The organism is Psychrobacter sp. TAE2020 (genome assembly GCF_018919485.1).
Taxonomy (GTDB): Bacteria; Pseudomonadota; Gammaproteobacteria; order Pseudomonadales; family Moraxellaceae; genus Psychrobacter.
Genome location: NZ_JAHLMU010000001.1, coordinates 828,201 through 848,001, shown reverse-complemented (window position 1 = coordinate 848,001; position 19,801 = coordinate 828,201). Strand labels below are relative to the sequence as shown.

The 19,801-nt window shown below is 41.3% G+C and carries 15 protein-coding genes and 1 pseudogene; all 16 read left to right on the top strand.

All coding sequences use genetic code 11. The features are described 5' to 3' along the window. Positions 1-349: 349 nt before the first annotated feature. A complete protein-coding gene (locus tag KPY62_RS03260; RefSeq protein ID WP_216580796.1) occupies positions 350-1,792 on the top strand; it encodes a glyceraldehyde-3-phosphate dehydrogenase in 1,443 nt (480 codons plus the stop codon). A 520-nt stretch (positions 1,793-2,312) separates the two neighbouring features. Beyond that, complete coding sequence (gene cgtA / locus KPY62_RS03255) at positions 2,313-3,545, top strand: Obg family GTPase CgtA (RefSeq protein WP_216580795.1); 1,233 nt, start codon at positions 2,313-2,315, stop codon at positions 3,543-3,545. Between the two features lie 116 nt (positions 3,546-3,661). Continuing rightward, positions 3,662-4,834, top strand: coding sequence for a glutamate 5-kinase (gene proB / locus KPY62_RS03250; protein WP_201622315.1), 1,173 nt, complete (start codon positions 3,662-3,664; stop codon positions 4,832-4,834). A 110-nt stretch (positions 4,835-4,944) separates the two neighbouring features. Beyond that, on the top strand, positions 4,945-6,081 hold the full coding sequence (gene hemE / locus KPY62_RS03245; RefSeq protein WP_216580794.1) for a uroporphyrinogen decarboxylase: 1,137 nt from the start codon (positions 4,945-4,947) through the stop codon (positions 6,079-6,081). A gap of 254 nt (positions 6,082-6,335) precedes the next feature. Further along, complete coding sequence (argC, locus tag KPY62_RS03240) at positions 6,336-7,403, top strand: N-acetyl-gamma-glutamyl-phosphate reductase (protein ID WP_216580793.1); 1,068 nt, start codon at positions 6,336-6,338, stop codon at positions 7,401-7,403. Positions 7,404-7,603: 200 nt separating this feature from the next. Next, positions 7,604-8,572: a flagellin gene (locus tag KPY62_RS03235; protein WP_216580792.1), complete on the top strand. Its 969-nt coding sequence runs from the start codon at positions 7,604-7,606 to the stop codon at positions 8,570-8,572. Between the two features lie 97 nt (positions 8,573-8,669). After that, entirely contained in the window at positions 8,670-9,080 is a 411-nt protein-coding gene (locus tag KPY62_RS03230) for an ATP-dependent Clp protease adaptor ClpS (RefSeq protein WP_228730549.1), read from the top strand. Between the two features lie 688 nt (positions 9,081-9,768). Continuing rightward, positions 9,769-12,177 (top strand): annotated as a pseudogene (gene clpA, locus KPY62_RS03225) (ATP-dependent Clp protease ATP-binding subunit ClpA); the annotation flags it as partial. Positions 12,178-12,663: 486 nt separating this feature from the next. Beyond that, complete coding sequence (locus KPY62_RS03220) at positions 12,664-13,419, top strand: uracil-DNA glycosylase (protein ID WP_216580790.1); 756 nt, start codon at positions 12,664-12,666, stop codon at positions 13,417-13,419. A 3-nt stretch (positions 13,420-13,422) separates the two neighbouring features. After that, complete coding sequence (gene tadA / locus KPY62_RS03215; protein WP_216580789.1) at positions 13,423-13,989, top strand: tRNA adenosine(34) deaminase TadA; 567 nt, start codon at positions 13,423-13,425, stop codon at positions 13,987-13,989. 124 nt (positions 13,990-14,113) lie between these two features. Beyond that, on the top strand, positions 14,114-14,866 hold the full coding sequence (gene cmk / locus KPY62_RS03210) for a (d)CMP kinase (protein WP_216580788.1): 753 nt from the start codon (positions 14,114-14,116) through the stop codon (positions 14,864-14,866). A 326-nt stretch (positions 14,867-15,192) separates the two neighbouring features. Continuing rightward, positions 15,193-16,887 carry a 30S ribosomal protein S1 gene (gene rpsA / locus KPY62_RS03205; RefSeq protein WP_216583093.1) on the top strand — a complete coding sequence of 565 codons (1,695 nt, stop codon included), beginning with the start codon at positions 15,193-15,195 and terminating at the stop codon, positions 16,885-16,887. Between the two features lie 310 nt (positions 16,888-17,197). Continuing rightward, entirely contained in the window at positions 17,198-17,497 is a 300-nt protein-coding gene (locus KPY62_RS03200; RefSeq protein ID WP_216580787.1) for an HU family DNA-binding protein, read from the top strand. A 71-nt stretch (positions 17,498-17,568) separates the two neighbouring features. Continuing rightward, a complete protein-coding gene (locus KPY62_RS03195) occupies positions 17,569-17,982 on the top strand; it encodes a LapA family protein (RefSeq protein WP_216580786.1) in 414 nt (137 codons plus the stop codon). A gap of 116 nt (positions 17,983-18,098) precedes the next feature. Next, on the top strand, positions 18,099-18,815 hold the full coding sequence (gene pyrF, locus KPY62_RS03190; RefSeq protein WP_216580785.1) for an orotidine-5'-phosphate decarboxylase: 717 nt from the start codon (positions 18,099-18,101) through the stop codon (positions 18,813-18,815). 128 nt (positions 18,816-18,943) lie between these two features. Further along, positions 18,944-19,738 carry a metallophosphoesterase gene (locus KPY62_RS03185; RefSeq protein ID WP_216580784.1) on the top strand — a complete coding sequence of 265 codons (795 nt, stop codon included), beginning with the start codon at positions 18,944-18,946 and terminating at the stop codon, positions 19,736-19,738. Positions 19,739-19,801: the final 63 nt, after the last annotated feature.

Sequence of the window (19,801 nt, the reverse complement as noted above, 5' to 3'; positions counted from 1 at the left end):
AAAACTTCGAAGATAGCTGTCTATTTGTTGGTTATCTGCTCGCTACCTACTGTTTATCGCCACTCAGTTGCTTCATTTAGCTGGCGAATGCTAATAATAAGCGGTTTTATCCCACATAAAGAATAGTAATTACGGTTATCACTGGCAAAATAAGGCATTTTAGGCTAAAATCTAGGCGATTTAGAGGCTGTTATGGCCCTGATAGTGATGATTTAGACCTCGTTACTGTTTTATAATAGCTACATTAATAATGCTATTCCCCTCAAGGCTATTTGCCTCATTTTTTACCACGTTTTAACTATTTACACCCTATCTCTTAACTGTGCTATTCATTTTACTGACTATAAGGATGTTTCTCGTGAGCAATGCTGATACCTTACGCCAATTACATCAAGACCGTTTGAACGATTATAATAATCAAGAACAACAAGTGATCGAATTAATCGGTCTACTTAATAAGCTCTATAATGAGCAAGACGTACAAGTCACCTTGTTTGGTGAGGCTATTGATACTACCTCAATCAACCAAGTACTAGCGTTGCACCAAAAAGCAGCTATCCGTCATCAAAACAGTAAAGCCATTGCGATTGCTGATACGTTAGCAATGGTCAAAGCTTTAGCGGCTAGTGATATCCAAGCTACTCGTGTTGATGTCGGTCAGTTAATTACTAATGGCAGCGATATCCAGCAAGCACTCCAAGCGTATAGCAAAGATGATAATGCTGTAAATGGTGCTACTGATGTGGTGCTGTACGGATTTGGTCGTATCGGTAGAATATTGACTCGCCTGCTACTGTCACAAGCATCGAGTACCAAGGGCTTACAGTTGAAAGCTATCGTTGTGCGTCCTGCCGCTGCTGGTGATTTGGCCAAACGTGCCTCATTACTTGAGCGCGATTCAGTTCATGGCAGCTTTTTAGGTAGTGTTAGTGTTGATGAAGAGAATAACGGCTTGCTAATTAATGGCCGTTTTGTACAAGTTATCTATGCTAAAGACCCAAGTGAAATCGACTATACTGCTTATGGTATTAATAATGCCTTGATTATTGATAATACGGGTATCTGGAAAGACGAAGACGGCTTAGGCAAGCATTTACAGTCGAAAGGCGCAAGTAAAGTATTATTGACTGCCCCTGCTGGCGGCGAGATCAAAAACGTTGTCTATGGAGTCAATAACGATACTATTGGCGATGACACTATCGTAAGTGCGGCTAGCTGTACTACCAACGCTATCACCCCAACCTTAAAAGTACTCAACGACGAGTTCGGTATTGAGAATGGGCATGTAGAGACTATTCACTCTTTCACTAACGATCAAAACCTTATTGATAATTATCATAAAGCCGATCGTCGTGGTCGTAGTGCAGTGTTGAATATGGTTATTACTAGTACTGGCGCTGCCAAAGCTGTTGGTAAAGCATTACCAGAGCTCAGTGGTAAATTGACGGGCAACGCTATCCGTGTACCAACGCCAAATGTAAGCCTAGCCATTTTGAATTTAAACCTAAAAGCTGCTCCAGCTAGTGCCGATGCATTAAATGAATTTTTACGTGATATCGCTAACAGTAGCACTTGGCAATCACAGATTGCTTATACTGACTCTACCGAAGCAGTCTCTACTGACTTTGTTGGTACTAAGCATGTAGGCATCGTTGATGCTCAAGCGACTATCGTTACTGATAATCATGCCACTGTATATATATGGTATGACAACGAAGTCGGCTACAGCACGCAAGTACTGCGTTTGGCAACTCAAATGGGTGGTATCAATTACGCACAGCTTCCAGCTTAATGGATAGCCAATGCTTGCTTATCAATAGTAGCCAGCTATTTTATTGCTAGCTATGATCGGTTAGTAGCGTTTGAATGTCACCGTTCAATGTTATACTAGTGATACTATGATCTATGCAAATTGATAGAATAGATAGCACCCGATAGTCAGATTGGTTATCGGGTGTTTTTGTAGCACTTTTTGTTAAGAGCACCTGTTAACAGTTGCTGTTAAAATAAACGACTACAAATCGTTAAAAAACTTGCTAATAATAGTTAACCGTACAGGTAGTTTGTCTTGTAATAACAGTGCTGTATTTATGCTGCTTAGCTCTATTATGAACTCAAGTATTGAGGCTTTTATTTTTAAGCATTTTTTAAGTATTAAAGTTTTTATTAGTATAAAAAGGGTAGCTACTACCTACACAACTATTGAGTGTAGCACTACCAAAACTTGCAATATTCTAAGCTTGTACCTCTATAAGAGAGTCAATGACCGTCCTTATAGATTATAAGTAAGATTGACAATTAAGGATTGAAACATGCGATTTATTGATGAAGCCGTCGTAACGGTAAAAGCGGGTGACGGTGGCAATGGTATCGCCAGTTTCCGCCGAGAAAAATACGTTCCTCGTGGTGGCCCTGATGGTGGTGACGGTGGCACTGGTGGAGACATTTATGTCATCGCTGATGACAATACTAATACTTTAGTTGATTATCGTTATACCCGCCGCTACGATGCGATGCGCGGTGAGAATGGCCACAGCAAAAACTGTGCTGGTAAAGGGTCAGATGATATTTTCTTACCGGTACCTATTGGTACTACGATTATTGATACTGAGACTGATGAAGTTATTGGTGATATGACTGAGATTGATCAGACTTTGTTGATTGCCAAAGGTGGCGATGGCGGCTTAGGTAACACCCATTTCAAAAGCTCGACCAACCAAGCACCACGTAAAGCCACTTCAGGTTTTGAAGGCGAGCTTAAAGTACTTAAGTTTGAGCTAAAAGTTGTTGCAGATGTTGGGTTGATTGGATTACCTAATGCCGGCAAATCCACCTTTATTCGTCAAGTATCTGCTGCTAGACCGAAGGTTGCTGACTATCCGTTTACCACTATCGTGCCTAATTTAGGCGTAGTTGATATCGGCCGTCATCGCTCTTTTGTTATGGCTGATATTCCTGGTCTTATTGAAGGGGCATCAGAAGGCGCTGGTCTCGGCATTCGCTTTTTGAAGCATGTGGCACGTACGCGCCGTTTGCTACATATTGTCGATGTCCAGCCTATTGATGCTACTGATCCCGTCAATAATGCACGTATTATCCTTAATGAGCTTGAGCGTTTTTCACCTGAATTAGCTAATTTGCCACAGATCTTAGTCTTGAATAAGATTGACCAAATTATCGATGCAGAAGAGTTAGATGAGCTATGCAATCATATCGTAGCTGAACTTGGTTGGACTGGCGATGTGTTCCGTACTTCTACCTTAACGGGCGAAGGTACTGACGCTGTCAAATACCACTTGATGAATGAAATTGAACTTGAGCGTGAGCGTGAAGAAGAAGATCCAGAGTTTGCTGCAGCCCAAAAAGCACGTTTTGAGCGTTTAGAGATAGAAGTGCGCCGCAATACTGAAGCTCAGCGTGAAGCTTATCGTGCCGCTCGTAAAGCCCAGCGTGAAGGTTTAGACGTAGAAGATAGTAGTTTTGATTATGATGACGAAGGTTTTGATGATGATGATGACGGTGTTGAAGTCGTCTATAGTCCTTAAGCTATTGCTATCAACAGCAGTTGCTAGCTAGCTTGCTTAAGACTGCTGTTATGATGGTTGAGTTAATTTTTATAAGCTATTTTTAGATTTAATTTTTGCAACATACAGGAGTTTTTATGGCAGTTGACAGGGAACAGGCGACCGAAGAGGCAAGGTTCATCAAACAAGATCGTAACTTTGATATTCATCGCGTTATTGTCAAGATTGGCTCGTCGCTATTAACTAATAATGGTCGGGGTCTCGATCGTACTGCCATTTACGAGTGGGCAAAACAGATTGCAAGATTGCATAATAAAGGGATAGAAGTACTCTTAGTATCGTCAGGTGCCGTAGCTGAAGGGGTAGTGCGCATGAACCTTGATGAGCGCCCTAAGAAATTAGCCGCTCTACAAGCTTGTGCTTCTATTGGCCAAATGGGTCTGATTGAGACTTGGTGGTCGGCATTGATTCAACACGGTATTCAAAGCTCTCAGCTGCTGTTGACTCACGATGACTTGTCTAATCGTAGTCGTTATTTGAACACTAGCAGTGCGTTGACTCAGTTATTAGAGTGGCGAGTATTACCAGTCATTAATGAAAATGATACGATTACTATTGATGAGATCAAATTCGGTGATAATGATACTCTAGGTGCGATGGCAGCAGCGATGGTTAATGCTGACTTATATATCATTCTAACCGATCAAGAAGGGGTGTTCACTGATAATCCACGTAACAATCCTGACGCTAGAATGATTCGTCAAGAACGCGCCATGGCTGACTATTTATTTGATATTGCTGGCGATGGTGGTAAATTAGGTCGTGGTGGTATGCTAACCAAAATCCGTGCTGGTCGTTTGGCCGCTATGGGTGGTTGTCCGACAGTTATTGTTAGTGGTGCTATCGATGACGTCATCACCCGGGTGGTTTCTGGTGAAGCAGTAGGTACTTTGCTAACCACTAACGATCAAGATAAAATTATTGCTCGTAAACAGTGGATAGCAGCACATCTACGCATGTCAGGTACTTTGATTATTGATGCTGGCGCTGCTAAAGCGATTACTGAAAATAATAGAAGCCTATTACCAGTCGGGGTAGTTGAAGTTCGTGGTGATTTTGATGAAGGTGAAGTAGTACAGATTATCCATCAAGATACCGGTGAGCGTTTAGCAGTAGGCCAAGTGAATTTTTCATCGAGTGATGCACGTCGAGTGGCTCGTGAGCGCACTGGACAGTTTGATAGGATTCTTGGTAATAATGAAGAGCGTATCGTCATGGTACACCGTGATAATTTAGCTTTATCTATGTAAAGTCCATTGAAGCTACTGTATAGCAGCCGCCTTGGGTAATGGTTTTACTTTAATGATAAGTATTTTAATTCTGACAATAATAAATATTGTTGCATTTTGGAGATTTAGGCATGAGCGTCTCAGAACAAAATTCTACGTCTAACCATGATTTCGCCCCTTTAAAGAACGATAGACTGCTACGTGCGCTACGTTTTGAGCCAGTAGATACTACCCCGGTATGGATGATGCGTCAGGCAGGGCGTTATTTACCAGAGTATAAAGCTACTCGTGCTGAGGCTGGGGACTTTATGAGCTTGTGCAAAGATACTGCACGTGCTACTGAAGTTACGCTACAGCCACTGCGTCGCATGGACTTAGATGCGGCAATTTTGTTTAGCGATATCCTCACTATTCCTGATGCAATGGGGCTAGGTCTATACTTTGAGACTGGCGAAGGTCCTAAGTTTAAGTATCCTATCCGTGAGCAAGCAGACCTTGATCGTTTGCCAACGCTCGATGTAAATGATTCACTTGATTATGTGATGCGTGCGGTGACTAGCATTCGCAAGGCTCTAAACGGCCAAGTACCTTTGTTTGGCTTTTCAGGAAGCCCTTGGACTCTTGCTACTTATATGATTGAAGGTGGCAGCTCAAAAGACTATCGTTATACTAAAGGCTTCTTATATAGCAAGCCTGAGTTTTTGCATCAGTTGCTTGATAAGATAGCTATTTCGGTGGTTGATTATTTAGATGCACAGATCGTTGCTGGTGCCCAAATTGTACAGATATTTGACAGTTGGGGCGGAGCGCTTGGCCATCGTCAATTTATTGAATTTTCGCATAATTACAATAAGCGTATCGTTGCTGAACTAAAAGTACGTCATCCGCAAATTCCTGTGGTGTTATTTACTAAAGGCGGTGGTCTGTGGCTAGAGACGCAAGCGGATAGTGAAGCTGATGCCTTAGGACTAGACTGGACGATGCCACTTGATCGCGCTCGTCAAGTCTTGATGGAAAGTCAACGCCATCTTACTGAGCAAAATAAAAAAGTACAGCGTAGCAAGGCTCTTCAGGGTAACTTAGATCCAGCAACGCTTTATGGCTCACCAGCGACTATACGTGCAGAAGTCAACGCTATGTTAGACTTAGCTTATGCTAATGGTGAAAAAACAGGTTATGTGGCCAATTTAGGTCATGGTATTACTCAGTGGGTTAATCCTGACAACGCCAAAGTATTTATCGATGCCGTACACGATTATAAACTGTAAGTTTTAAAGGTTATATAACTCAGTAGCTTGTTATCGATAGTTATAGGGTAGTAATTATAACTATAGCTCGTATGCCTACTGAGTTATCTACTAGTGTCTAACGGAGTCCTGTTTAATGAATCATAGCTCATTGAACAGGACTCGCTTAAGCACTATTTAAATCAAGCCAATCCAAATTGAACAGCGTTCAAATCAAACAGTAGTTTATTAAGTATTATTTTATTAAGTAATATAAATAAGTAATAGGAAGACTTATGATTTCAGCAGCTATTGTTGGTGGTACAGGATATACCGGTATTGAACTTATTCGTTTGTTGTCTGCTCATCCTGAGGTATCTATAGACTTATTGACCTCACGTAGTGAAGCGGGCAGACGCGCTGACGATATATTCCCCAGCCTTCGCGGCATCTCAGATATCGTATTTAGTGATTTGGGCGACGATACTTTAGCTGCCTTACAAAAATGCGATGTGGTATTCTTTGCTACTCCACATGGAGTCGCTATGCAACAAGCGCAAGCGCTGACGCAAGCTGGCGTCAAAGTTATAGATCTAGCTGCTGATTTTCGCTTGCAGTCTTTGGCAGATTTTGAGCATTGGTATCAACAGCCGCATGCTTGTCCTGAGCTGTTAAAGACAGCGGTCTACGGCTTGCCTGAACTGAACCGTGACAAGATTGCTAGCGCTTTAGTAGTAGGTAATCCTGGATGTTATCCGACTACTGCTATTTTAGGGCTAAAACCGATTATCACTCTGCAAAACGAGCAATCTCAGCGTTTGATCGAGCCGCGCATTGTAATCGATGCAAAGTCTGGAGTTTCTGGGGCTGGTAGGCAGGCAAGTTTGGCACTCAATTATGCTGAGGCTACTGATAATTTTAAAGCCTATGGGGTCACTGGTCATAGACATCTACCAGAGATTGAGCAAGGTATTGAGCAATTGCTGGCCAGCAAATTCAGCCAACGTGTGCGCTTTTTACCCCATTTAGTGCCGATGATACGCGGTATGTTTAGCTCTATTCATTTAGAGTTAACAGCGGCAGGCACTGCTGTTAACTGGCAGCAAGCATTTGAGAACAGTTATGCACAAGAAGGGTTTATAGATGTGTTGCCGAGCGGTAGCTATCCAGATACTCGTAGTGTGCGTGCTAGCAACCGTTTGCGTATAGCTGTCCATCAAGATAATGAGCGGCTTGAGCTGACGATAATGGTGGTGCAAGACAATTTAGTGAAAGGCGCAGCGGGACAAGCAGTACAAAACTTGAACGTTATGTTTGGCCTCGATGAAAGCTTGGGACTAAATGCGGCTCCTATTGTTCCTTAACGCTAAGTTACTAGTTGTTGTTTTATATAGTTTGTTAGATAGATTTTTTATGATTGTAAGCGCTTATGACTATTGGAATAGGGGATCTGACTACTGAACTCCTTTTACGCTTTAGTCACCGTGGTTACAGCCTCATGCTAGGTATTGACGGTAAATTCCGTTATAATACTTCGCCTTTACTGTTAAGAGTACCCGTATAAATGCGTGTTAAGACTGCCCTACGCTTGCATTCGCAGCCTGCACGATTGTTGTGTTACGCTCCTGCATCTACAGCATCAACTGCTGCACCCAATACTATAGTTAGTGCGCTTGCTGATGATATCTTAGCGTCAGACGCTACAATGGACGGCTGCATGCCTCCTACTGCTTATAATAGTAATTACCATCACCGTATTAGTAGACAACAAAGCGGTGCTAGTACTTTGCTGTTAGCCTTATTCGTGGTCGCTATATTGGTAACTTCGATTGTTGCAGTGTTGTTAGGTCACAAGCTAGGTTATCAAAGTGGTTATTACTCTCAAGCTTCTAAAAATAAACAAGTGATTGAGAACAGCGAACAAGCTACTACTGAGCTTAAAGACTTACGTATTAGCAATAAAGTTCTTGCTAATACAGCGGCTACGGCCAAACAAGAGCTGACGATTAGTCTGAAAAATTTAGACGAGCTGCGTCAAAGTAAACAAGAATTAGAAGTTGAGAGTAAACAAGTAGCCCAACTTAATGAGTTCTACGCTGATTTTATCAGTGAAAAGGGTGGAATGCCTTTGCAAGTACTCGGTGCAAAAATTGAACCTTTGCCAGAGAATGCTTTTGAATACGGTTTTGATGTAGGTATGCTTAGTAAAGATGCAACAGCTAAGAACCTAACGGCCGTGTTGACCTTGCAAAATAAAGACGACTTTGTAGAAGTACCTTTAGACCCTGCTCGTTTTTCTATCCAAGGTATTGTGCGTATCCGTGGTCGTTTTGTGATGCCAGCTGGGTTTAAGCCTCTACAAGTCAAGCTTAGTTTAAAGGCGGGTAATGAAGAGGTTGAGCAGCTCTATAACTGGACAGTAGGGGCTATGGTAGATAGTATGCCGTTATCGCTAATGGACTTACCAGAAGTTGATCAAAGCCCTATAGGTAGCGAAAAACTTGCCAATATCAATAAAAAAAATCCGCAGTAGCCATAATTATGTTTTTATAATAGCCACTACTTTTTAATGGCCATTGGTACTATCTGCTTTAATACTCTTGTTTAACAATAAATTTTGAATTGATTTTATGACAAAGCAGACCTTAATGACTTACGAGCAAACCGTAGCTGACTGGCACTTCCCAAGTACACCAGTAGATCAGCGTGCGCAAGACAGTGATCCTGAAGGCGAAACTACTCCGCAGGCAGATGTATTGGTTGCTGAGCCAGAAGTAGCTAAGCCGCCAATGTATGCAGTAGTGATGTATAATGATAATTACACGCCGATGGAGTTTGTAGTTCATATTTTGCAGTCAGAATTCCGTCATAGTGTAGACTCTGCCGTCGAAATTATGCTCACTATTCACAACACCAGCAAAGGTATCGCTGGTATATATCCAAAAGATATTGCCGAAACTAAAGCCAAAAAAGTCAATAGTCTAGCCCATCGTGAAGGCTATCCTTTATTGACCCAGATTGAACCGCATCAAGGCGAATAACTAGCAGCGTTCGCTAGTAGTAGTTGGCTGCACGCATATTCATGCTTATCTCGTTACCTATGTGAGTTTATGATGGCTAGTGTCCTCGCTAGCAATTACTCACGATTGTGAGCGTTGCTTTTTTATGTAAGCATTGTATCTGTAAACCTTCTATCCTTGTCGCCAACTGACTTAATTTTTTGACGGCTAAGGGTTTGGTATAACCGTATTATTTACTCTTGATTTCCTCATAAAACAGCCTTATATACTACTTGTCATCAGCATAAGTATCATTCGTTATTATCTATTGAATATCAATCCGATCTTTACTCTTTAGCTTCATTGTCTAGTTATCATAATATTATTTTTTAGTTCTCTAGTATTGCTACTCCAATAGCTGACTTTTTCTACAAATTAGCAACATCTGAGCTAACTTGTGCCATTAGTTACAAGCTTTGATACACTTTAGCAGCGCTTAAAAGATTGACTATAAGTGTTTATCATGTTGATATGAATGCAAGTCTATTGTCATCGCTATAATAATTGTCAACGCTGTTAGTACCATGTTAGTACCGTTTTCTCGTTTGATACTATTACGTAATAATGATGCCATCGCCCTTGAACAAACTGTTTACCGCCCTGATTTAACAATCAAGTAACTCATAAAGCTATCCGCTTATAAAGATAGGTATAACCGTAGGAATCCGTTATGTTAAGTCGTCATCTTGAAGTATCTTTACGTTTAGCTATGACGCTTGCGCGTCAAAAATCACACGAGTATCTCACAGTCGAACATTTGTTGTTAGCACTGCTGGAAAATACCCATGCTGTTAATACCTTAACCGCTTGTAATGCCAATGTCTCAAGTTTGCGCACAGAACTTGAAGCTTATATTAATAAGCATACGCCGACTATAGATGTCGACATAGAGCAGTCGCCACAACCCACTCAAAGCTTCGATCGTATTTTGCAGCGGGCAATCTTCCACGTGCAGTCTATTGGTGGTGGCCGCTTAGTTGAAGGCTCAGATATCTTAGTTTCTATGTTCTCAGAGCATGATACTTATGCTGTCTATTTGCTTAAAAAGCAAGGGATCAGCCGTCTGGAACTTACCCAATATCTGTCGCATGGTCAAGATAAGGCTGAGTCAACTGAGCCGCGTGCATCGAGCACTGGCGAACGTCGTAGTGCTTCTGAAAAGACTAGTAAAGATCCCTTGGTTGAGTTTGCTACTAACTTAAATCAGCGTGCTGCCGAAGGCAAGACTGATCCGTTGATTGGTCGTGGTCCGGAGATTGAACGTGCGGCTCAGGTATTATGCCGTCGCCGTAAAAACAACCCGCTATTGGTTGGTGAGCCAGGCGTTGGTAAGACTTCTATCGCTGAAGGTTTAGCTTGGTTGATTATCAATGATAAAGCCCCTAAACCGCTAAATGGTTGTGTGATTTATAGCCTAGATATAGGGGCATTAATCGCCGGTACAAAATATCGTGGTGATTTTGAAAAACGCATGAAGTCCTTACTTGATGCGCTAAAGAACAAGCCTAATGCTATTTTATTCATTGATGAAATTCATATGATCATTGGCGCAGGTTCGTCGATGAGCAGTAATATGGATGTGTCTAACCTTATCAAACCAGCCCTTGCCAATGGTGAGCTACGCTGTGTAGGCTCAACGACGTTTACTGAATATCGTCAAGTGTTCGAAAAAGATCATGCACTGTCACGTCGTTTCCAGAAGATCGATGTAAAAGAGCCAACTATCGACGAGAGCATCGACATCTTACGGGGTCTTAAACCGCGTTACGAAGAGTTTCATAATGTTGAATATACCGATGAAGCTTTGATAAGTGCGGTCCAGCTATCAGCTAAGCACATCCATGAGCGTTTCTTGCCCGACAAGGCGATTGATGTTATCGATGAAGCGGGTGCTTATAAGCGCTTAGGAGTGATTCCTGATGCCGATGATATTCAAGCTGAAGAAAGCTTTATCGCTGACTTAGAAAAACAGATCGACGAGTCAGACTATGATGAAGATAGTGATATCGAAAACGAAATGCTTAATGAATCTACTGCTGCCAAAGAAAACGATCGTTCTAGTTCTGATAACGATACTCAACAAGCTGGTCTTGGTAAGGTTAAGGGTAATAAAGCACCTATAAAAATCGATGTGAGTGATATTGAAGCTATCGTCGCTAAGCTAGCACGCATTCCACCCAAGTCAGTCTCCAGTGATGATAAAAGTATCCTTCAGCACTTAGACCGTGACCTAAAACGTTTAGTATTTGGTCAGGACGAGGCAATTGCCAATCTAGCTGATGCCATTAAGCTGTCACGTGCTGGTCTTAAAGCACCAGATAAGCCTATAGGTTCATTTATGTTTGCTGGCCCTACTGGGGTTGGTAAGACAGAAGTCTCGCGTCAATTGGCCAATTTGTTGGGTGTAGAGTTAGTACGCTTTGATATGTCAGAGTATATGGAAGCTCATACTGCTTCACGCTTAATTGGTGCACCACCGGGCTATGTTGGTTTTGATCAAGGCGGCTTGCTTACCGAAAAGATCAATCAGCATCCACATTGTGTATTGTTATTCGATGAGATTGAGAAGGCGCATCCAGATGTCTTTAACTTGCTACTGCAAGTCATGGATCACGGTACTTTGACTGATAATAATGGCCGAGTAGCTATCTTTAAACAAGTGGTTGTCATTATGACCACTAACGTTGGTGCTGATAGTATTAGTCGCTCTTCTATGGGCTTTACTCAGCAGGATCACAGCCGTGATAATAATGAATCACTCAAACGGGTCTTTACTCCTGAATTCCGTAACCGTCTTGATGCGATTATTCAATTTAACGCTTTAGATGCGTCAGTCGTAGTCTCAGTAGTTGATAAGTTCTTAGTTGAACTGCAAGTTCAGCTTGATGATAAGCAAGTCACCTTAGAGATTGATGATGAGGTTCGTGAGTACTTAGCGGACAAAGGCTATGATCGTTTAATGGGCGCACGTCCAATGCAGCGTCTGATTCAGGACGAAATCAAAAAGCCCTTGGCGAGTATGATTTTGTTTGGTGATTTGGTCAACGGTGGGGTAGTACATCTCACTTTAGAACCAGAGAGAACGGCTGATACAGACACAGTTAACCTTGATAAAAATAGTGATAAAGGTTCAGCGGATAGCCGGATTATACTGACAGTAGTTGAAACCCATGAGCCACGTTCAGACTCTGAATCATTAGCAAGCTAAGCTATAGCTTTTGCTTTATAAAAAACGGTTACTACGGTAGCCGTTTTTTTATAGCTGCTATTTGCCCAGTCTTAAGATAATTTGTCTTACCAGAGGGTTATATTCAAATAGTCCTGTATCCAATTTTTAACGTATCAAAGTTTTAATTGTTATTAGATATAGTTATTGAACATAGCTATTAAATACAACTATTGGCCATAATTATTAAGAGTAATAATGAAAAACAAGCAATTTTTTTGCTACTATAATTAGCTTAATAATGTACTTGCAAATGTCAGTAAATCTGGCCAAAAAGCGTTATCCTAGCGCCACTGTAAACTCGCTCCGTTATAAAATTAAAAATAAAGGAATAAGGCTATGAATTTGTTTGATAAAAATGACGATGAAGCTGTCAGTAATAATAAAACAGCAGCAGAAAAAAAAGTTATCTTGGATAATGTGCGATTACCAGAGGACTGGAAAATAGCCTTAGAAGAAGAGCTAACTTCTGAAAACATGGATCAGTTGCGCGCTTTTTTAAAACAAGCTTATCAGTCAGAAGCTAATATCTATCCACCAGCTAATCTGATGTTTAATGCTTTTAATTTAACGCCTTTAGCGCACGTCAAAGTAGTAATCTTAGGGCAAGACCCTTATCATCGCCCCGGTCAAGCTATGGGCTTATCTTTTTCAGTGCCTAAGACTATTCCTAAACCACCTTCGCTTAATAACGTACTAAAAGAGATGGCTCAGGACATCGGTACTGCTACTTCTAAGCATGGCGATCTGACGTATTGGGCTGAACAAGGAGTGTTATTGCTAAACAGCTCTTTAACGGTCAGTGAAGGTGAGCCTAACAGCCATCAAAACGCAGGCTGGGAGCAGTTCACTGACGCTGTTATTGAAGTGATAAATCAACAAACTGAGCATACAGTATTTATTTTATGGGGCAGTAAAGCGCAAAAAACTGGTAAATATATTAATACTGATAAGCATCTTATCTTAACCGCTGTGCATCCTTCACCACTAGCAGCGAATCGTGGCGGGTTTTTTGGTACTAGACCTTTTTCAAAGACTAATGACTATTTAGCACAATATGGCAAAACCCCGATTGACTGGCAATTACCGCAGTAGCCAATGATTAATAATAACTATCAGCAGCTTAGTGGGTTGCCAAATGACTGGTCATCAACAAGCCAGTCGCTCGCCAGTAGTCAGTTTTGGTCACTGCAAGATGTCCAGTGGATGTATTATGCTTTGACGCTTGCACAGCAAGGTGCCGCTTGTGGTGAGGTGCCAGTAGGTGCCGTGTTAATTCATGACAATACCATTATTGGTAACGGCTTTAATGAGCCTATAGGCCGTCACGATGCAACAGCTCATGCAGAGATCGTGGCGATTAGAGGCGCTTGTCAGAATTTGAATAACTACCGCTTAGCGCCAAAGACTACTTTATATGTGACACTAGAGCCTTGTACAATGTGCATTGGGGCCATGATTCATGCGCGTGTTGATAGATTGGTCTATGCCGCTTTTGAGCCTCGTGCAGGTATGGTGGGCAGTCAAATGGACTTAAGTAGTGAAGATTTTTATAACCATCAATTGCAGGTGAATAGAGGCTTGCTGAGCGAGTCTAGTGCTCAGCTGCTAAAGGCCTTCTTTCGTCAGCGCCGAAAAGTAGCTAAGAAAAATAAACCACAATAATATTAATAAACAAAATTGCTGTCACTAGGCTAGTGATAGCCCTATTTATTTGCTATAATATGCCCCTATTTAGCTGTGAAAAATATATAGCTATCATTATCCTGAGTGCCTATAAGTGAGTTCTATGACTGCTTTTACGTCATTATCTGATACTAAAGCTGCTGATAAAAGTAGCCAAGTGCTACGCTATCCAGTTATTTGTATCGATGGGCCAAGCGGTGCAGGCAAAGGCACGGCAGCATGGCGTTTAGCCAAAGAGCTAGATTACCAACTCCTAGACTCGGGAGCTTTATACCGCATAGTTGGACTCAAGGCTTTTGAAGCTGGCCTATTAGCAGAGAGCTTATTGGATGAAGAAGCTATCGCAGCCTTAACTCAAAAGTTAGCTATCAGCTTTAAGCCGAACGAAGCTACTGGCAATGTAGATATTTTAGTCGATGGTACCTTAATCGGTACTGATATTCGTAATGAAACCGTTGGTGGCTATGCTTCACAAGTAGCGGTATTCCCACAAGTTCGTCAGGCGCTATTGCAATTGCAGCAAGATATGGCAAGTCGTTCAGGATTAGTCGCTGATGGTCGCGACATGGGTACGGTAGTCTTTCCAGATGCCGACGCTAAAGTGTTTCTGACTGCTAGCGCTCAAGCTCGTGCAGAGCGCCGAGTAACCCAGTTGACTGCTGCTGGAGAGAATGCCAGTTATGACTCAATTTTAGCGACGATTAAAGCCCGTGATGATCGTGATGAGAATCGTGCGATTGCGCCATCAAAGCCGGCAGTAGATGCATTACTAATTGATAGCTCAGCACTAAATGCACAACAAGTTTATCAGCAGATAAAGAGCCATTGTCAAGCCAAGGGTATCTGTTGCGATTAGTTATAATTAGCTGAGTATTTTTAGTAGTATAAAAATAAATGCAATAGCTACGTAAAACATCTTCTAAAGATAGGGTTTTTACTATAAAATTGCAGTAATTAGAATGACATAGCTTGCGTAGTGCTATTTAGTAGAAAATACATAACCGCATTATAGAGTTTGAGTAAGCTGAGACTGTTGTTGCTAGTGAGTTTCCGCTTTAAACTTATTAGCAACAACTGTTTTATTATATGAATATGTAGGATATAAAACCAGTATCTCGTTTTATGTATTCATAAATTTGATCCGTACTGTGCTGGACAGGATACGGCTATACAAAGGTAGACATAATGGAATCATTTGCTGAACTATTTGAAGCGAGCATTGAAGAAACAGGTCTTGATATCGAGCGTGGCTCGGTTATTACAGGTACTGTTGTGGCCATCGATAACGACTGGATCACTGTTGATACTGGTCTGAAATCTGAAGGTATTGTCGCTCGTGAAGAGTTTTTAAGCGAAGAAGGCGAACTTGAAGTTGAAGTTGGCGATACTGTCGACGTTGTGGTTGAAGCGGTTGATAACGGTATGGGTCAGACCTTACTGTCACGTGAAAAAGCCAAACGCGTTGAAACTTGGAATATCCTTGAAAAAATCTCTGACAATGATGAGATCGTAAAAGGTATTATTTCAAGTAAAGTTAAAGGCGGTTTTACTGTTGATATCGGTTCAGTACGTGCATTCCTACCAGGTTCATTAGTAGATGTTCGTCCTATTCGTGACACTACGCACCTTGAAGGCAAAGAGCTAGAGTTTAAAGTTATTAAACTTGACCAAAAGCGTAACAACGTTGTTGTTAGTCGTCGTGCCGTTATGGAAGCTGAAAACTCAGCTGAACGCGAAGAGCTATTGAACAAGCTTGAAGAAGGTATCGAGATCGAAGGTATCGTTAAGAACCTTACTGATTATGGTGCGTTCGTAGATCTAGGTGGTATTGATGGTCTATTGCATATCACTGATATGGCATGGCGTCGTATTAAACATCCATCTGAAGTCGTTGAAGTTGGTCAAGACCTAAAAGTTAAAGTATTGAAGTTTGATCGTGAGCGCAATCGCGTAAGCTTAGGTCTAAAACAACTTGGTACTGATCCTTGGGATAACGTTGGCGGTACTTACCCAGTAGGTAGCGTAGTTAAAGCTCGCGTAACTAACCTAACTGATTATGGTTGTTTCGCTGAAATCTCTGAAGGTATCGAAGGTCTAGTTCACGTATCAGAGATGGATCATACTAACAAAAACATCCACCCATCAAAAGTTGTACAAGTGGGCGATGAAGTTGAAGTAATGATTCTTGATATCGATGAAGAACGTCGTCGTATCAGCTTAGGTATCAAACAGACCCTTGCTAATCCATGGGATGAGTTTGATAAGAAACATGAGCGCGGCGATAAAATCTCTGGCACTATCAAGTCAATCACTGACTTCGGTATCTTCATTGGTCTAGATGGTGGTATCGATGGTCTAGTACACCTATCTGATATCTCTTGGAATGAGACTGGCGAAGACGCTATCCGCAACTATAATAAAGGTGACACCGTAGAAGCTATGGTATTGTCTGTAGATGCAGAAGCCAATCGTATCAGCCTAGGCGTTAAGCAACTAAGTTCAGATCCATTTAACGAATACTTGGTTAATAATGACCGTGGTGCTATCGTTAATGGTAAAGTAAAAGAAGTTGATGCTAAAGGCGCAACTATTGAGCTTGCAGACGAAGTAGAAGCTTATCTACGTGCTTCTGAGATCCAACGTGACCGCGTTGAAGATGCTACTAAGCATCTAACAGTTGGTGATGATGTTGAAGCTAAAATTATCAGTGTCGATCGTAAGACTCGTAACATCAGCTTGTCAATCAAAGCTAAAGATGAAGCTGAAGAGCGTCAAGCAATTAAAGATCTTGGCGGCGCAAGCACTACTGCTGCTACTCCAGGTTCTGATGCTCAGCCAAAAACTATTGGTGACTTGATTAAAGAGCAAATGCAGTAAAACGCTTTTTAATGATCATTAATTAATAAGTAACACTATAAGAGAGCGACTTAGGTCGCTCTTTTTGCATTTGTATTTTACGATTATTGACCCTTTTATAGGATTAAAGCCAAAAACAATAGTTGTTCAAGGTAATGGTCTTCTGTTGATATTGATCGAATTTCCTATTACTATGTACAATACTAGTAACTGAATGTAAAATAGTAAATATATATCTTTAGAGAAAATTTCTTATCTCTCTAACTAAATTTTGCTTGAGTCAAAACTTGATTGGCAAACGTAACCATTTACTAAAAAGGCAAGCGTAACAATGCAACAAACGATTAATAAATCTGATTTTATCAATAACTTAAGTGTTAACTGTGACACTATGACTGATGTGGTTGTAGATGATGCTGTACGCGAAATACTAAACTTGATGGTAGATACCTTAGCGAATGATGGTCGAGTTGAAGTTCGGGGATTTGGTAGTTTTTGTCTCCATCATCGTCGAGCCCGTATGGGTCGTAATCCAAAAACGGGAGAAAGCGTTCCAGTACCAGCCAAAGCTATCCCTCATTTTAAACCTGGCAAAGCTTTGCGTGAGGCAGTAAACGACACCATAGCTTAACTATTGGCTTTTTATTGGTAACGAGTTGTTCTAAATTAGTCTCTAATACTTACTGTTAAGGTGCTTATACCATGCGTATTTTGTTATTTATATTATTATTTTTGAGCTTTGCTTATGCGTTAGGCTTAGTCTTAGCCAATAATGCTGATATAGGCGTAAACCTTTTGTTTTCGCAAGCTCCTGCTATGAATTTAGGGTTATTGCTCATACTTTGTATGATCCTAGGCATTGTCATCGGTATGCTATTAGCGTTATTAATATTCCGAGTTTTACAGAACAAGTGGGAAATATCGCGCTTACAAAAGCAGAATAATAGCCTACAAGAGCAGTTAGATCAGGCCAAGGTAGTTATAGATAGACAAGCTAACGCACCAACAGTAGAAGAGGCTGTTTATAGTGCCTCTAATGTTCGTATCGATAACGACAGTAATAGAATTGCTAATCCTTCAGATGCAACATTACTGAGCAAACGTAGACTTGATTAATAGTTATAGTTACTATTTATTCGGGTTGAATCTTCCTAAGTAGGTACTGCTGGGTCTAAGACTCAACATGTCCTAGCGTAATATTAATTTAAAATATGATATAGAACGGTATCGCTATGACTGATAATTTACAAACTACTAACCAAATAACTTCTCCAATTATTGTGGCTTTAGATAGTGCGTCAATAGCCGAGGCTCTAGCATTAGCAGATAGCTTAGACCCAAAGCTTTGCCGCTTAAAAGTAGGTAAAGAGTTATTTACTCGTTCAGGGCCTGCTATTGTCGAAGCTCTACATCAGCGTCAGTTTGAAGTATTTTTAGACTTAAAGTTCCATGATATTCCCAATACTACTGCACAAGCAGTCCTAGCAGCTGCTGAAATGGGAGTGTGGATGGTTAATGTCCATGCAAGTGCTGGCGAAAAAGCTATGTCATTAGCTAAGCGGCGTCTGCTAGACGGCAATTATCAGACGCTACTGATCGCTGTCACAGTCCTGACTTCTATGGATCAGACTATGCTAGCGCAGATCGGAGTGGAAAGTGATTTAGATACTCAAGTCAGCCGCTTAGCTAAGTTAACTCAACGCTCAGGTCTTGATGGGGTAGTGTGTTCAGCGCAAGAGGCAAAAGTGATCAAGGCACTATGTGGCCATGACTTTAAGTTGATTACGCCTGGTATACGCCTACCGGAAGACAGTGTTGATGATCAGCAACGTATCTGTACCCCTAAACAGGCGCTTGCAAAAGGCGCTGACTATTTGGTTATCGGACGTTCTATCACTCAAGCAGTCAATCCAATCGCCAAGTTACAGCAGATATTGCACAGTCTTTAAGCTGCAACTAAGCCTATAATTAAAAAAGACAACGCTTGAAGTTGTCTTTTTTAGTTTCTAGCCCTATATCAATAGAGGGTAGGTTAACTACCTTAACTAATTAACATTTTTTATTAATATTGGATAGTATGAAACTACAGATTTTAAGTGACTTACATATCGACAGTTATGCTAGACAATCACAAGCGCTGGGTCACATCCCTAAGACGAATGCCGATGTGGTGTTGATTGCTGGTGATACTGCAAACAGTGATACTGGCATGCTGTGGCTGCAGCAGCAGGCAGAGCGCTTGCAGGTACCGCTAATTACGGTTGCTGGTAATCATGAGTATTTTAATGAAGACGTGCTACATTTCGATCATAAGCTGGCCACTTGGGACAATTATAATGCAGTGAGAAACCAAGGCGTTAGGGTGTTGCAATGTCAGCATATGGACATAGGTGAAGTACGTATTCTAGGCTGCACCCTGTGGACAGATTATCAGTATCAAGCTAATCAAGACACTATGGCAACGGCCAGACGCTTTATGCGCGATTATAAGCAAATCTATGCTGGCACTGAGTTATTCTCGCCTGAGTTATCGATACGGTTACATACTGAGCAGCGTCAATGGCTTAAGCAAGCACTCATCACTGCTGAGCAATTAGGCAAAAAAACGGTAGTCATGAGTCATCATAGTATCAGCCCACTATCAGTGTCAGAGAAGTATGCCACCTTGCCTAGTAATGCCGCTTTTGTTAGTGATTTATCGGCATGGATGAGTAAGTCTTGGGCACCAGTATTATGGGTGCATGGGCATACCCATGAAGCCTTTGATTATAGTATTGATAAAACCAGAGTCATCGTTAATCCTCGGGCTTATCCTAATGAGGTTAGTAGTACCAATATTGAGTTTGCTTGGGATAGAGTTATTGAGATTTAATGCATGTTACCAGTTATTAATGGTTAATCACTAATAATGCTAGAAGCATTAGTTATTTTCAGG